At 37.0% G+C, this 13877-nt stretch carries 12 protein-coding genes; 10 read left to right on the top strand and 2 right to left on the bottom strand.

What is annotated here, in order from left to right; all coding sequences use genetic code 11:
• Positions 1–11: 11 nt before the first annotated feature.
• Complete coding sequence (locus tag ACSU6B_RS19945) at positions 12–1019, bottom strand: permease (RefSeq protein WP_410887998.1); 1008 nt, start codon at positions 1017–1019, stop codon at positions 12–14.
• 219 nt (positions 1020–1238) lie between these two features.
• Here ACSU6B_RS19945 and ACSU6B_RS19940 point away from each other — a divergent pair, with 219 nt between their 5' ends.
• The 10 genes from ACSU6B_RS19940 (at position 1239) to ACSU6B_RS19895 (ending at position 12777) form a co-directional block, all read left to right on the top strand.
• Positions 1239–2186 (top strand): metal ABC transporter substrate-binding protein, encoded by a 948-nt coding sequence (locus tag ACSU6B_RS19940; RefSeq protein ID WP_410887996.1) that lies wholly within the window; start codon positions 1239–1241, stop codon positions 2184–2186.
• A 360-nt stretch (positions 2187–2546) separates the two neighbouring features.
• Positions 2547–3461: a proline dehydrogenase family protein gene (locus ACSU6B_RS19935; RefSeq protein ID WP_410887994.1), complete on the top strand. Its 915-nt coding sequence runs from the start codon at positions 2547–2549 to the stop codon at positions 3459–3461.
• A 30-nt stretch (positions 3462–3491) separates the two neighbouring features.
• A complete protein-coding gene (gene pruA, locus ACSU6B_RS19930) occupies positions 3492–5060 on the top strand; it encodes an L-glutamate gamma-semialdehyde dehydrogenase (RefSeq protein ID WP_410887992.1) in 1569 nt (522 codons plus the stop codon).
• A gap of 111 nt (positions 5061–5171) precedes the next feature.
• A complete protein-coding gene (gene putP / locus ACSU6B_RS19925) occupies positions 5172–6650 on the top strand; it encodes a sodium/proline symporter PutP (RefSeq protein ID WP_410887990.1) in 1479 nt (492 codons plus the stop codon).
• A 240-nt stretch (positions 6651–6890) separates the two neighbouring features.
• Complete coding sequence (locus tag ACSU6B_RS19920) at positions 6891–8585, top strand: sigma-54 interaction domain-containing protein (protein WP_410887988.1); 1695 nt, start codon at positions 6891–6893, stop codon at positions 8583–8585.
• A gap of 714 nt (positions 8586–9299) precedes the next feature.
• Positions 9300–10754: an NADP-dependent glyceraldehyde-3-phosphate dehydrogenase gene (locus ACSU6B_RS19915; protein ID WP_410887986.1), complete on the top strand. Its 1455-nt coding sequence runs from the start codon at positions 9300–9302 to the stop codon at positions 10752–10754.
• A 154-nt stretch (positions 10755–10908) separates the two neighbouring features.
• Positions 10909–11094: a hypothetical protein gene (locus ACSU6B_RS19910; RefSeq protein WP_410887984.1), complete on the top strand. Its 186-nt coding sequence runs from the start codon at positions 10909–10911 to the stop codon at positions 11092–11094.
• Positions 11095–11173: 79 nt separating this feature from the next.
• Positions 11174–11374 carry a hypothetical protein gene (locus ACSU6B_RS19905; RefSeq protein WP_410887982.1) on the top strand — a complete coding sequence of 67 codons (201 nt, stop codon included), beginning with the start codon at positions 11174–11176 and terminating at the stop codon, positions 11372–11374.
• A gap of 175 nt (positions 11375–11549) precedes the next feature.
• A complete protein-coding gene (locus ACSU6B_RS19900; protein WP_410887980.1) occupies positions 11550–11681 on the top strand; it encodes an FbpB family small basic protein in 132 nt (43 codons plus the stop codon).
• Between the two features lie 289 nt (positions 11682–11970).
• Positions 11971–12777, top strand: coding sequence for a hypothetical protein (locus ACSU6B_RS19895; protein WP_410887978.1), 807 nt, complete (start codon positions 11971–11973; stop codon positions 12775–12777).
• A 519-nt stretch (positions 12778–13296) separates the two neighbouring features.
• On the opposite strand, the gene ACSU6B_RS19890 is transcribed toward ACSU6B_RS19895, so the two are convergent.
• Complete coding sequence (locus ACSU6B_RS19890; RefSeq protein WP_410887976.1) at positions 13297–13776, bottom strand: hypothetical protein; 480 nt, start codon at positions 13774–13776, stop codon at positions 13297–13299.
• Between the last annotated feature and the right edge of the window lie 101 nt (positions 13777–13877).

Below are 13877 nucleotides of genomic sequence, written 5' to 3'. Positions count from 1 at the left end.
AATAGCACCTCCTAAATGATGAATTGCTGCAAGATATAAACCGATAAATAAACTACAATTGGCGTTACCAATAGTAAAAATAGGACAAATTTTTTCTTGAAATAGGCGAATAACATTAAGGTGTTTTTTATGTCAATCATTGGACCAAAGACTAGAAAAGCAAGGAGTGCTCCTTTTGTAAAGGTAGAACCGAATGAGGAAGCAACAAAAGCATCTGCTGAAGAACACACCGACAGAACATAAGCAAACCCCATCATAACCCCTGGTGCAAAGGTTGTGTTTGTCCCTATTGACAATAGTGCATTTCGGTCAAGGAATGCTTGAAACAGACTGGCTAAAAAGGCTCCTATGAATAAATATTTTCCAGTATCAAATAATTCATCACTAGCATGGTAGAACGTTTCTAGAAATTTATTCCCTTTAGGATGATGGTGCTCATGCTCATGATGTTGACCTTGTGCAGTTGTTTTTAAGATATTTTCCCTCCTAAATTGTCGGTAAATAATTAATCCAATTAAAATGGAACTTATCAAACCTACAAGCATTCTAGCATTAGCAATATAGGGTGTACTTTTAAAAGCGAAATAAGTGGAAGCATAGACAACAGGATTTATGATTGGAGCACTTAACATAAAGACAACACCAACATGCGAAGGCATGCCCTTTTTAATTAACCTGCGAACCACTGGAATAATCGCACATTCACAAATTGGGAAGATAATACCAAGCAATGCTGCGGGTATGACTGCTAAATAAGCATTACGAGGCAATAGTTTGCGAATTGCATTCTCGGAAACAAATGATTGAATAATCGCTGAAACAAATACGCCTAATAAAATAAAAGGAATGGCTTCTAAAATAATACTTAGGAAAATGGTATTAACATTAAAAAAGGAACTTGGAATTCTAGTAAAAATGGGGAGGTCTTTAATCTCCTCTGCAAAGAGGAAGAGAAACAAGAATAAACAAAATATTAGTAGAATTAAACAATCTTTTAGAATTTTATAAATATAGGTCACAACAAAATCTACCTCCTCGAATCTATCATTCCTATCATATGGATATGCTGTCCTAGTGAATTAATTCATTAAAAATGGGTTGACGAAATTAAAATCTCATTATAAAATACAATTCGTAATAGTTACGATTTACGAAGATCTAACAAACTTTGATTATAAGAAATTAGTATTTTATTTAAATCGTAATGATTCCTAATTAATAATATGCTGGAGGTATACATGAAAAAGCTTATTGGTACATTTATTATTTTTCTTCTGTTCTTAAGTGGTTGCTCCAACGCAGTATCGACGAAAAATGAAAAGACTATTGAAGGATCCAAAAAAATGCAAATTGTTACTACATTTTATCCGATGTACTTTTTTGCCCAAAAAGTGGCTGGCAATTCAGCAAACGTTGAACTATTAGTTCCGAACGGTGCAGAACCGCATGATTGGGAGCCCACTGCAAAGGATATGGCTAAAATTCAAGATGCAGATATGTTTATCTACAATAGCCGTTATTTTGAAACCTGGACTGAAAAAGTTTTAAAGAGTATTAATGATTCAAATTTAAAAGTAATTGAGGCTTCAAATGGGATTGAATTGATGGATGCACTAGAATCAGAAGATGAGGAAGAAGAGGGTCACTCTGAGCATGCATCTTCCAAAGACCCGCATGTTTGGTTATCTCCGGTATTAGCTCAGCAAGAGGTTAACAATATCGCTAAGGCTTTAGAACAAGCAGATCCTAAAAATAAAGACCAGTTTGAAAAAAATGCTGCAGCTTTAAATTCTCAGCTTACCGATTTAGATCGCTTATATAAAGAGACCATTGGTAAAGCTCAGAAAAAGGAATTTGTTACACAACATGCTGCTTTTGGTTATTTGGCAAAACAATATGGCTTAACTCAAATTCCTATAGCAGGTTTATCACCTGATGTGGAACCTACATTAGGGAAATTGGCTGCATTAACGGAATTAACAAAGAAGGATAATGTGAAAATTATTTATTTTGAGGAACTAACCTCTTCAAAAGTAGCTCAGACGTTAGCCAGTGAAATAGGTGCTAAAACTGAAGTTTTAAATCCATTGGAAGGATTAACAAAAGAAGAGCAAGAAAAAGGTTTAGACTATTTAGATGTTATGAAAAAAAATCTTGAGGCATTAAAACTATCTATTTTAGAGTAATACTTATATGAGGCTAGGATTATTAATCCGAGTAAAGACTAAATTTGTTGTTTATTTTTTCTAGAAAAGTATGTTTGTGCATTTTCCTTAAGTTAAGGTCCTCTCGGAGGGCCTTTTTTGTACCCTAAGTTTGTCCAAATGTAGTGTTGAAGTTTAATCAATTAATAAAAAACTATGTCTGATTCCCTTACAATATTGTTCAAAATTCACTGAACAAGGAGTATATTCAGGTTAACAAGTTAACAAATATGTTTAAATTTTAAAAATATATAGACACTTATGTATAATTTGTTATAAAATTAGGTAAAGGTATTACATAATAAACAATAATGTTCATTCTATGAAGGAGGTTTGAAGGCAATGGAATTATTAATGAGAAATATGTTTCAATCGCTTGGGAAGAATACCTCAGCTAACAAACTAGCAAAAAAATACGGCTTGCGTTTTGGAGCAGGGCGATTTGTAGCAGGGGAATCCATCCAAACAGCGATTGATTCCGTGAAAAAGTTGAATCGTGATGGGAAAATGGTCACCTTAGACCACCTGGGGGAATTTGTTTATACAGAAGAAGAAGCACAGGAATCAACGGCTATGTGCGTTCAAACCCTCGATGCTATTGCCGAAGCAGGGGTCAATTCCAATCTTTCTCTTAAAATGACTTCGCTTGGCCTAGATATTAGCAAAGAGTTATGTATGAAGAATATGCGTAAAATTCTTAACCGGGCTAAACTCCATCAAAATTTTGTCAGAATCGATATGGAAGATTATGATCACTGTCAAGTATCATTGGATATTTATAAAGAGCTTCGAAAGGAATATGACAATGTAGGACTTGTTATTCAAGCCTACCTTTTTAGAACAGAACAGGATATCGACGACTTAAATCAACTGAATGCAAACCTGCGTCTCGTAAAAGGGGCATACAAAGAGTCTCCGGCCGTTGCTTTTCCGGAGAAAAAAGAGGTCGATGAAAATTATAAAAAGATTATTAAGCAGCATCTATTAAACGGCAACTATACAGCGGTAGCCACCCATGATGAAGCGATGATTGAATATACAAAAACGCTAGTCAGTGAACACCGAATAGCTAAAGAGCAATTTGAGTTCCAAATGCTCTATGGAATTTGTGAGGATATCCAAGCAAAACTAGTAAAAGAAGGGTTTAATGTCCGTGTGTATGTGCCTTACGGGGTAGACTGGTTTGGTTATTTTATGAGACGGTTGGCTGAAAGACCAGCCAATGTATGGTTTGTTCTTAAAAATCTATTAAAATAGCAACTTCACATAAAAAGGAGTCGGAAGATTATGATAACTGCAACACAACAAACACCATTTAAAAATGAGCCTTTTACGAATTTTTCTCTGGAAGAAAATAAGCAATCGATGGCTACAGCTCTTGCAAAAGTGAAAACGGAGCTAGGCAGGAAGTATCCGCTCGTGATAGGTAATGAAAAGTTATTTACCGAAGAACAAACCATTTCCATTAATCCAGGAAATGTAGATGAAGTCATCGGATCTGTTAGTAAAGGGAACAAGGAATTGGCTGAACAAGCGATGCAGGAAGCGTCGAAAAACTTTGAAACCTGGAAAAAAGTTGCTCCGGCTAAGCGCGCGGAATATCTATTCAAAGCAGCAGATTTAATGAGACAGCGTAAGCACGAGTTTTCTTCTTACCTTGTCTATGAATCTGGGAAAAACTGGGCTGAAGCTGACGCTGATACAGCAGAAGCCATCGATTTTATGGAATTCTATGCAAGAGAAATGATACGCCTTAGCGAGACAAGCATTCATCAGCCGCTTGTAAAAATTGAAGGGGAAGACAATCAAATTTCTTATATTCCTCTTGGAGTAGGGATTATCATTTCTCCGTTTAACTTCCCACTAGCGATCATGGCAGGAACCACTGTCGCAGCGATTGTCTCAGGGAATACGGTTATTTTGAAACCAGCGGATGCTACTCCTGTGGTTGCCGCCAAATTTGTGGAATTAATGGAAGAGGTCGGTCTTCCTTCAGGCGTCCTCAACTATTTGCCAGGGGATGGAATCGATGTGGGTGAGTATTTGGTCGAGCATCCAAGCACTCGATTTATCTCTTTTACAGGCTCACGGGCGGTAGGATGCCGTATTTATGAACGAGCATCAAAGGTTCAGCCTGGCCAATTGTGGTTAAAGCGTGTCATTGCTGAGATGGGCGGCAAGGATGGGGTTGTTGTCGATGAAACAGCCGACTTAGATGCAGCAGCAGCGGCGATTGTCGCATCCGCTTTTGGCTTCCAAGGACAAAAATGTTCCGCTGGCTCGAGAGCAATTATTGTGGAATCGGTTTATGATGCAGTGGTTGAGAAAGTAACGGAGTTAACAAAAAATCTAACGGTGGGTCTTCCTGAAGAGAACTATCCGATTGGACCGGTAATCGACCAAAAATCAGTGGATAAAATCATGGGCTATATCGAAGTTGGTAAAACAGAAGGCCGATTGCTTACAGGCGGCTCAAGAGCAAATGGGAACGGCTTCTACATTGAACCAACAGTGATTGCGGATGTTCAACCAAAAGCGCGGATCATGCAGGAGGAAATCTTTGGCCCGGTCCTTGCCCTAGCGAAAGCAGCTGACTGGCAGGAAGCGATTGAAATCTATAATGATACGGACTATGGATTGACAGGCGCTTATCATTCCCAGGATGAAGAACGCATTCAGTATGCCCTTGAAAACATGTATTGTGGAAATCTTTATATTAATAAAAAGTGTACGGGTGCATTAGTTGGTGCCCATCCATTTGGCGGATTCAACATGTCAGGCACCGATTCAAAAGCTGGCGGATACGATTACCTGCTGTTGTTTACGCAAGCGAAACTGAAATCTAGAAAACGTTAATCACATCCTAAACGGGGAACCCCCTCTACAGGGGGGGGGATTCCCCAAAAAACAACCGTGTTTAAACTTTTATTGTAAGCGCTTCATATGATTTTTGGAATCAAAAACAGAATGGGGGATGAGCTTTTGAATACACAGATTCTTATTTCTATCGGTATTTATATGGTGGGTATGCTGATCATTGGTTATTTTGCTTACAAGCGAACGTCTAATCTAGAAGATTATATGTTAGGCGGAAGAGGGCTGGGGCCTGCTGTCACAGCACTAAGTGCTGGGGCATCTGATATGAGCGGCTGGCTGCTCATGGGTCTTCCCGGGGCGATGTTTTCTCAAGGAGTGAGTGCCTCATGGATTGCGATTGGTTTAACCATAGGGGCCTATTTAAACTGGCTTTATGTAGCACCACAGTTAAGAACTTATACAGAGAACGCCAACAACTCGATGACGATTCCTGCGTTCCTGGAAAACCGTTTTGGTGATCGTTCGAATATGCTGCGTTTGACCTCTGGACTCATTATTATTGTCTTTTTTACTTTCTATGTATCGTCGGGAATGGTTTCAGGCGGGGTTCTTTTTGAAACCACTTTTAATCTGCATTACCAGGCAGGACTTTGGATTATCGCTGCAGTTGTGATTGCCTATACCTTATTTGGCGGATTTCTAGCGGTGAGCTGGACCGATTTTGTACAAGGTTTAATTATGGTAACTGCACTTATATTAGTTCCAGCTGTGACCATTATGGAAATAGGCGGATTTGGGTCCGCATTTCAAGAAATTAAGGGGATCGATCCTAAGTTATTTGATATTTTTAAAGGGACCACTTTTTTAGGAATTGTTTCGTTGATGGCATGGGGCTTGGGGTACTTTGGCCAGCCGCATATCATTGTCCGCTTTATGGCTATTTCGTCCGTTAAAGAAATTAAAAAAGCAAGACAAATTGGTATGGGCTGGATGATTTTTTCTGTCGGTGGTGCGATGTTTACTGGTTTCATCGGCTTGGCCTTTTATTCGAAACAAGGTCTCACACTATCTGATCCTGAGACCGTCTTTATTGAACTTAGCAGAATTTTATTTCATCCATTAATTACTGGATTTTTACTAGCCGCATTATTAGCAGCGGTGATGAGTACGATCTCTTCCCAGCTGCTTGTGACAGCAAGCTCACTGACTGAAGATGTGTATAAGACGTTCTTCCGCCGCTCCGCATCAGATAAAGAACTACTGTTTATCAGCAGACTATCGGTGTTAGTCGTTGCCATTATTTCAGTTGTGATTGCCTTTGATAAAAATGGAACCATTTTATCGCTGGTCGGATACGCGTGGGCTGGCTTTGGAGCCTCTTTTGGGCCTGTCATTCTGCTGAGCCTTTACTGGAAACGGATGAACAGATGGGGCGCTCTTGCCGGAATGGTTGGCGGTGCCGTCACGGTCATCATTTGGGCTAGTGTACCGGTATTAAAAAATAGTTTATACGAAATCATTCCAGGATTCATCGTAGGCTTGACTGCCATCTGGATTGTCAGCTTAATGACACCCGAACCGAGTGCGCAATTACAAAGAGAATTTGATCAGTATAAACACTCGGCATGACCATAATCCTGTTGACCCTGAAACAGGTGGTTGAACCAAAAGAGTAGGTTTATAGAATATTTTTGTGAAAATGCTGATACCCGAATAATCATACGGGTTCAGCTTTTTTTATTAATGTTCATTCATATTAGGATAGTCCTACTGTTGTGCTATTACGATATCACACCTAAAAGGGCTGGTTCGCTAGAATAGCCGTACAATTTATGTTAAAGTGAAGAAAAAGCATGAAAGGATTTTAGTATGTTCAAAAGTGCACCATTTATACTGGATGACTCCTTTACAATAGTAAATTATCATATACCCTTACTAGAAATAAAAAAGAAACTTAACGAGTACAATTTTGTTATTGTGTCTGGTGGAACCTACTTTATCATTACTCATGATGAAAACAGTCTGATGGCCTTAGGCGACGACTCCATACCCATTATTGATTGGCTTGAACAGCTCCATTGGCTGAAATCCACTGTCATTTCTGATGTCAATGAAATCGATACCGCTGTTGATTGGCGCAGACCGGTTCTTGTTAAAAACGAACAGGGAATGATCGGTGTTCTTTCAGCTGAAAAGCGGATTGAAATGCTAGAGGTTGAAAACCGCCAAGTTTCAGCTTATTTTCAGACATTAGCGGAGACGATTAATGAATCGGTTACAGCAGTCGATCATGCTGGACATGTCGTCTATTGGAATACGACAGCGGAAGAAACCTACAAGATTAAAAAAGAGTACATTCTCGGAAAAAAAATAGGGGAACACTTTCGTGATGAATCGATTGTCCTTCACCGAATTTTAAATGAAGGACGCCCGGTAAGAGGACAATATCATCGGCCTGATAAGGATACACATGTTCTCATTAACGCTTCACCCATCATGATCGAAAATAAGATTATTGGCGGCGTCGCGACCGAACATAATATCACGAATATTATCCGGCTTAACGAAGAATTGGATTCAAACTCAACCTTACTTGTTCAAAAGTCCAATCCCTTTTCAACCCTGGTAAGCGGGAGTCCTAAATTTCAGGAAACCTTGAAGATTGCGCAAAAGGTCGCCCATGCCGATATCCCCATTCATTTAACAGGGGAACCTGGGTCTGGAAAGGAAATGCTGGCACAAGCGATTCATTATGGGGGCACAAAAGCCGAAGGTCCTTTTATCACCCTCAATTGTTCGGTCATCCCTCCTGCCTTGTTGGAAATGGAACTTTTCGGATTTCAAAAGGAAACCTTTACAGCGGAACAACAAACCTTACAAATCGGCCGGATCGAGCAAGCATTAGAAGGTACGTTATTCATAGAAGATATTGATAAGATGCCGCTTCAGGTCCAAGGGAAACTATTAAATTATATGGTTGATCAAGGTTTTTACCGGGTGGGTGGGGTTGAGAAAATTACCTCGCCCACACGAATTATTACTTCCACCTCAGAATCGATTGAGGTTCTCGTGAAACAAGGAAATTTTAACGAGCAGCTTTATTTTCATTTATCCGTTATTACCATCGATATCCCGCCATTAAGAACCAGAAAAGAGGATATCATTGCTCATGCCCAGAATTATATTCAAGAATTCAGCTCTAAGTATAAAAAGCCTGTCCCGGAAATCACTTCGGAAACGATGAACCAGTTAGTGAACTATGATTGGCCAGGAAACATCCGTGAGCTTAGAAACACGATGGAACGGTTGGTTCTCCTTAATGATAAATCCGTTATTACCGAGGAACATTTGCCTGATACTATGAAGAGTAAGTTGATAGTGAAACAAACGAACAGCCCAATAGGGGAAAGCGATCAACAGGAAGATGTTGTAATAAATTCTGAAGTGTTAGAGATTGAAGAAGCATTACGAAAAACGTATGGAAATAAAAGTGCAGCGGCAAACCTTTTAGGGATTTCAAGAGGGACATTATATAACAAAATAAAAGAATTTGGATTAAATTAAACGGAAAATACACTCAAAAGTTATATTTAGGTTATATAAGTAAACCACTTGAAATTAAAAGGACCACACATTTTAGATATGTCTAATAGTGTGGTGTGAATTTAAAATAAGTTTTGTTTAAAATCCTGTATTAATTTAAACAGGATTTTTCTTTTTATGTTCTTGTCGATTTTGTAATTCTCCAGTATGATACTCCACTAAAGGCCATTAAATGGAAGAATTCCTCAATTTTAGTGCAAAGGAATTGGGCTTTTTAATATCGGAATTCCCTTAACGTTGTAAATCCGCATTTTCCTGACGCTACCCTGAAGGTCCCCCCTACTTTGAGAAACATGGCTACGTTTCGATATAAATTCATACCATAGATAAATTATCTGAGATAAAGGGGAAAGAATATTTATGAATTAAAGATCTATGAATGGTTAGGATTTATAATGAATGAATTTTGTCTATTTTTGTAATGTTTTGATATCTTTTGTAGAAACTATGTTTATTTTTCTTAATATGATCCATAATATTTTTTGTGGAATTAAAAAATATAATCTAAAGTGGTCCCAATGAAGGAGTGACGGATCTTGAAAGAATAAAAAAGTAACAAGAAAAATTTTTTTACACCAATCGGGACATTTTATGTCTATGCGGGACGAATTAAGTCCTGACGCATTATGTATCAATTTATTCAAAATATATTAAAAACTTCAAGGAGGATTTATTATGCCAACAAACGTATTATCCTTAACAGCTTATCCTTTTTATATAAATGGGGAATGGAGAGAAAGTAAGTCTAGTGAAACAATTAAAATCACGTCACCTTATCTTTATGAAGAGATTGGAGAAGTACAGGCGATTACAACTGAAGAGGTAGATGAGGCAATTTCTGATGCTTATATAGCCCAAAAAAGTTGGGCAGAAACTTCCCTTCAAGAACGAGCAAAGTTTTTGTATAAATGGGCAGATGAATTAGTGAATATGCAAGATGAAATTGCTGAAATCATTTTGAAAGAAGTAGGGAAAAGTTTGAAAGATGCAAAGAGTGAAGTCGTACGTACTGCCGGTTTCATTCGTTACACGGTTGAAGAAGCAATGCATATGCATGGTGAAAGTATGAAGGGAGATAGCTTCCCGGGCGGTTCTAAGTCTAAGATTGCGATTGTTGATCGTGTTCCACTCGGAGTTGTCCTAGCCATCCCTCCATTTAACTATCCGGTCAATTTAGCTGCTGCTAAACTGGCACCTGCACTTATTTCAGGGAATGCAGTCATCTTTAAACCTGCTACACAAGGCGCGATCAGCGGGATTAAAATGATTGAGGCTCTTCACAAAGCAAACTTTCCAAAAGGTCTTGTCAATATCGTGACAGGTCGTGGTTCGGTTATTGGTGATTACTTAGTGGAGCATAAAGGAATTAATATGATTTCCTTTACAGGTGGAACAAATACCGGAACTCGCTTAGCGAAAAAAGCGGGCATGATTCCACTTGTCCTTGAGCTTGGAGGGAAAGATCCTGGTATTGTGCGTGAAGATGCTGATTTAAATGAAGCGGCGAAACATATTATCAGCGGTGCATTTTCTTATTCTGGTCAGCGTTGCACAGCGATTAAACGCGTATTAGTTCATGACAGTGTTGCGGACGAGCTTGCTTCGATTTTAAAAGAAGAAATTGAAAAACTGGTGGTAGGCTCCCCGGAAGACGGCAGCACGGTTGTCCCGTTAATTGATAAACAGTCTGCTGACTTTGTTCAAGGATTAATTGAGGATGCCATTGAAAAAGGTGCAACTCTTGTAACAGGAAATAAGCGTGAACGCAATTTAATTTACCCTACTCTTCTTGATCATGTGACAGAAGACATGGCCGTAGCTTGGGAGGAACCGTTCGGACCTGTGCTGCCAATAATCCGTGTATCCTCTGATGAAGAAGCGATCAATATTGCGAATGAATCTGAATTTGGTTTACAGGCAAGTGTCTTTACCAAAGATATTAATAAAGCATTTGCGATTGCGAATAAAATTGAAACAGGCTCAGTTCAAATAAACGGACGTACCGAACGCGGCCCGGATCATTTCCCATTTATCGGTGTAAAAGGATCCGGAATGGGTGCGCAAGGTATCCGTAAGAGCCTTGAATCGATGACGCGTGAAAAAGTAACTGTATTAAATCTTGCTGAGTAATATAAATTTATAAAATTGTAACTTTAATTCCTAATAGAGGGGTCCTTGTTGGCCCTTCTTTGTTAATTTCCTTTGGAAGCTTTAAAAGCAATTTGCGTTGCATTGGCCCCAGCAAGTCCAGGGGTCCCACCAAATAAAAGGAGTTGGAAGATTTATGAAGAATACTAATAGCCTTACTATAGAGGAATTAGAAAGACGAATTGCCCATTTTGAGGATCGTCTTAAGGATTTTATTATTACCGAGGAACAAATTGAGTTTATCAAAGAAAGGTTAAGGGAACTAAAAAACGCTAAAGAGTGTTTTTCATGGGAATCGGTCCGGTACCTGCCAGTCAAGTAGCGTTACAGAAAGCAGGGCTTAACATGCATTATCAATCTTTCTGGCTCGATTTTTTGTAAATCAAAAAGAGGTGACTAGATTGAAAACAAAACAAGAAATACTTGAAGAGTTGAAAACAGAATTGCTACGGATTGGTTCAACCAACCAAAGGGATTATGATTTGTTGAAGAAGAAAGGACAAGTTTTTAGTACAACTATTTGTCGCAGGTTAAAGTTAAGCTGGCCTGAAGTCGTCAATCAAACTGGATTAAAGTTTTTTTTACATAGACATAATTCGTAAAAAATAAACTTTGTTTAACGAGATCAAAACCTTAATTTATATAATTAAGCTTGTCGGTAATTAATTAGGAAAAATAATTTTCTAATTAATTTTTCTATTATTTTTAACTAACAGAATTGTTTTGTTATTCAGACATGTTATAATAGACCGATCTAAATAAGAAAAGAGTGTTATAATGCGTAAGCATAAAAAATCATTTGAAGAGTTAATAAAAGAGAATAAGCTAGAATTACTTAAAGATAAACAAGCAATCGAAACAATTGAAAAGCGTATAGAAAAACGCCATGAGGTTAAAAAGCTAGCTTAATATAGCTAGCTTTTTTATGTTTTATGAACTATTTTACATAATCAGTGAATTTTAGGAACTGGATAGATTTTAAAAACGTTTATAAACCAACCTTTCGTTCGCTTCACAATTTTCTCTATTATGCATGATTTTATACATCGTTAATAAATCAGTTTAATTTCTGAATTAAGAAAAAGTTTAAGTTCAACAGAAAACTTATTGGGTGTTTTTGGAACATTAATGATACGATTGAATTTGCCAGACTAATCGTTGCAGTCATGTCATTTACATAAAAATAGGAGGTAATGTTTTGACATTTATTCCAAAGCAACAGCATGATAAGGTGAGTTCTTATAAAAATCTACGTTCTTTATACGAGCGAAACATCACGGTGAACAGTATTTCAGAAACTATGGATACTTGTCATCTTCATGACGATGCCGAAATGATTCAAAGTATGATGGTTATAAAAGACTATGATGTTTTGGGTGTTGAAGATAACGGAATCGTCATTGGTTATGTAGTAAGAAATGAATTGAAGGAAGGATCCTGTAAAGAATATTATCGGAGTTTTAGTCCGACGGAACTTGTCTCGGAATCAACACCACTTATCGATACGTTATTTTTTTTAAAAGAGATAGAAAGAATATTTATACTAGAGGGAAATAGGGTAACAAAAGTTGTGACACTTGCCGATCTCCAGAAACCTCCGATTCGAATGTTATTATTTGGGTTGATTTCATTATTAGAGATGCATCTTTATCGGATTATTAATCATTATTTTCCTGAAGATACCTGGAAGACACATTTAAGTACCAATCGAATTAGCTTAGCTGAGGAATTATTTTCTCTTAGAAAGTCACAAAATGAAGCGATTCAATTAAGTGATTGTCTACAGATTTGTGATAAAAGAGACATTGTCCTTAATGAAAAACAATTAAGGGAACTTTTGGGTATTGAAACAAAAAGCAAGGGTAACCATTATTTCAAACAATTAGAAAAATTAAGAAACAACTTGGCGCATTCCCAGAATATTAATACCCAAAATTCTTGGGATGAAATGTTCTTGTTAATTGAACAGACTGAGAAATTATTAGGAGCATGTGAAAAGATATGATTTTGAATTTCTACAGAAAGTGTTTCAAGTGGTATGTAAAAGATTAATAAACTACAAGGTGAAGGTAATGGGTTAAGTTGTGAAAACATCAATATTAGTGGAAAAACTGTAGGTAAGAATCCTACAGTTTTTTATTTAAATCCTCAGAAAAAAGCTGACTTCAAAAGATCACATTTTAGTGATTTGAAATCAGCTTTTTTTCGTATTTTAATTCGCCGACTTGGACACGCTCTTTTATAATTTCAAGCTGTTCTTCACGGAGTCGGACGGCTCCTGTATCTACCCGAGAGGTATACAATTGAAACATGTAAAAATAGAAATGAAGTATAATATTTTCTTAAAAAAATAGGAGGTTTACCGAAAAAACAAGTCAAATAGGCACATTTCTAGAGCTACATTTTTGTTTCGAAATTGACTAAAAAAGCGACGCAAAAAAAAACGGAATAGTAAACGCAAAAAACATCAAAGAAATTGCTTTGATGTTTTAAAAACCTTTTTCATTAACAAATAGATATTTTATTAGGCATTTTTATTATAAATCGTTTCTTGCCATTTGTGATAACCATAAATAATTATCGATAAAGAGACAAAGAGAACAAATCTGCCCCAAGGAGTAATGTTTATTAGTTGGTAAATTTTTAATTTATCTTGAAACAAATAATGAATGGGGAAAATCGCAAACATAAAGTCTAATATTAGATTTGTTATTAAATACACCCAAAATTTCCCATATGTATAATAAAAAATCCAAAGAGTTACTATCAAAAAAGCTCCTAAAATTCCAGGCATAAAAAAATGTTTGAACCATGGTACTATTGTAACTTTTACAATCCAATGCTTTTGATTGTATGCTATAACATTATAAAGAAGCATTAAAAAAGACGAAAAAATAGATACAGGCATAAATCGTTTTATATCGTCCTTCTTTAGAAAAAATAAAGAGAACCAAGGAGCAATAAGAATAGTCCATAATACAATTTTATTTATCATATTGTTCATTACAGCTCCTTCAAAAAGAATATGAAGTTAATATTTGTTTTTTTAGGAGTAAATATTCAATAAATTTCCTAAGTTATGAAAAGAATGCTTAACGTCACACT

This window comes from Neobacillus sp. C211, assembly GCF_051842875.1.
Classification (GTDB): Bacteria; Bacillota; Bacilli; order Bacillales; family Cytobacillaceae; genus Neobacillus.
The sequence above is the reverse complement of the archived record's forward strand: the minus strand, read 5'-3'. Positions and strand labels throughout refer to the sequence as shown.

Excerpts from the sequence above, each read along its gene's own strand:
- ACSU6B_RS19940 (WP_410887996.1), top strand. The coding sequence starts at position 1,239 with ATGAAAAAGCTTATTGGTACATTTATTATTTTTCTTCTGTTCTTAAGT.
- ACSU6B_RS19935 (WP_410887994.1), top strand. The coding sequence starts at position 2,547 with ATGGAATTATTAATGAGAAATATGTTTCAATCGCTTGGGAAGAATACC.
- pruA (WP_410887992.1), top strand. The coding sequence starts at position 3,492 with ATGATAACTGCAACACAACAAACACCATTTAAAAATGAGCCTTTTACG.
- putP (WP_410887990.1), top strand. The coding sequence starts at position 5,172 with ATGGGGGATGAGCTTTTGAATACACAGATTCTTATTTCTATCGGTATT.
- ACSU6B_RS19920 (WP_410887988.1), top strand. The coding sequence starts at position 6,891 with ATGTTCAAAAGTGCACCATTTATACTGGATGACTCCTTTACAATAGTA.
- ACSU6B_RS19915 (WP_410887986.1), top strand. The coding sequence starts at position 9,300 with ATGCCAACAAACGTATTATCCTTAACAGCTTATCCTTTTTATATAAAT.
- ACSU6B_RS19910 (WP_410887984.1), top strand. The coding sequence starts at position 10,909 with ATGAAGAATACTAATAGCCTTACTATAGAGGAATTAGAAAGACGAATT.
- ACSU6B_RS19900 (WP_410887980.1), top strand. The coding sequence starts at position 11,550 with ATGCGTAAGCATAAAAAATCATTTGAAGAGTTAATAAAAGAGAATAAG.
- ACSU6B_RS19890 (WP_410887976.1), bottom strand. The coding sequence starts at position 13,776 with ATGAACAATATGATAAATAAAATTGTATTATGGACTATTCTTATTGCT.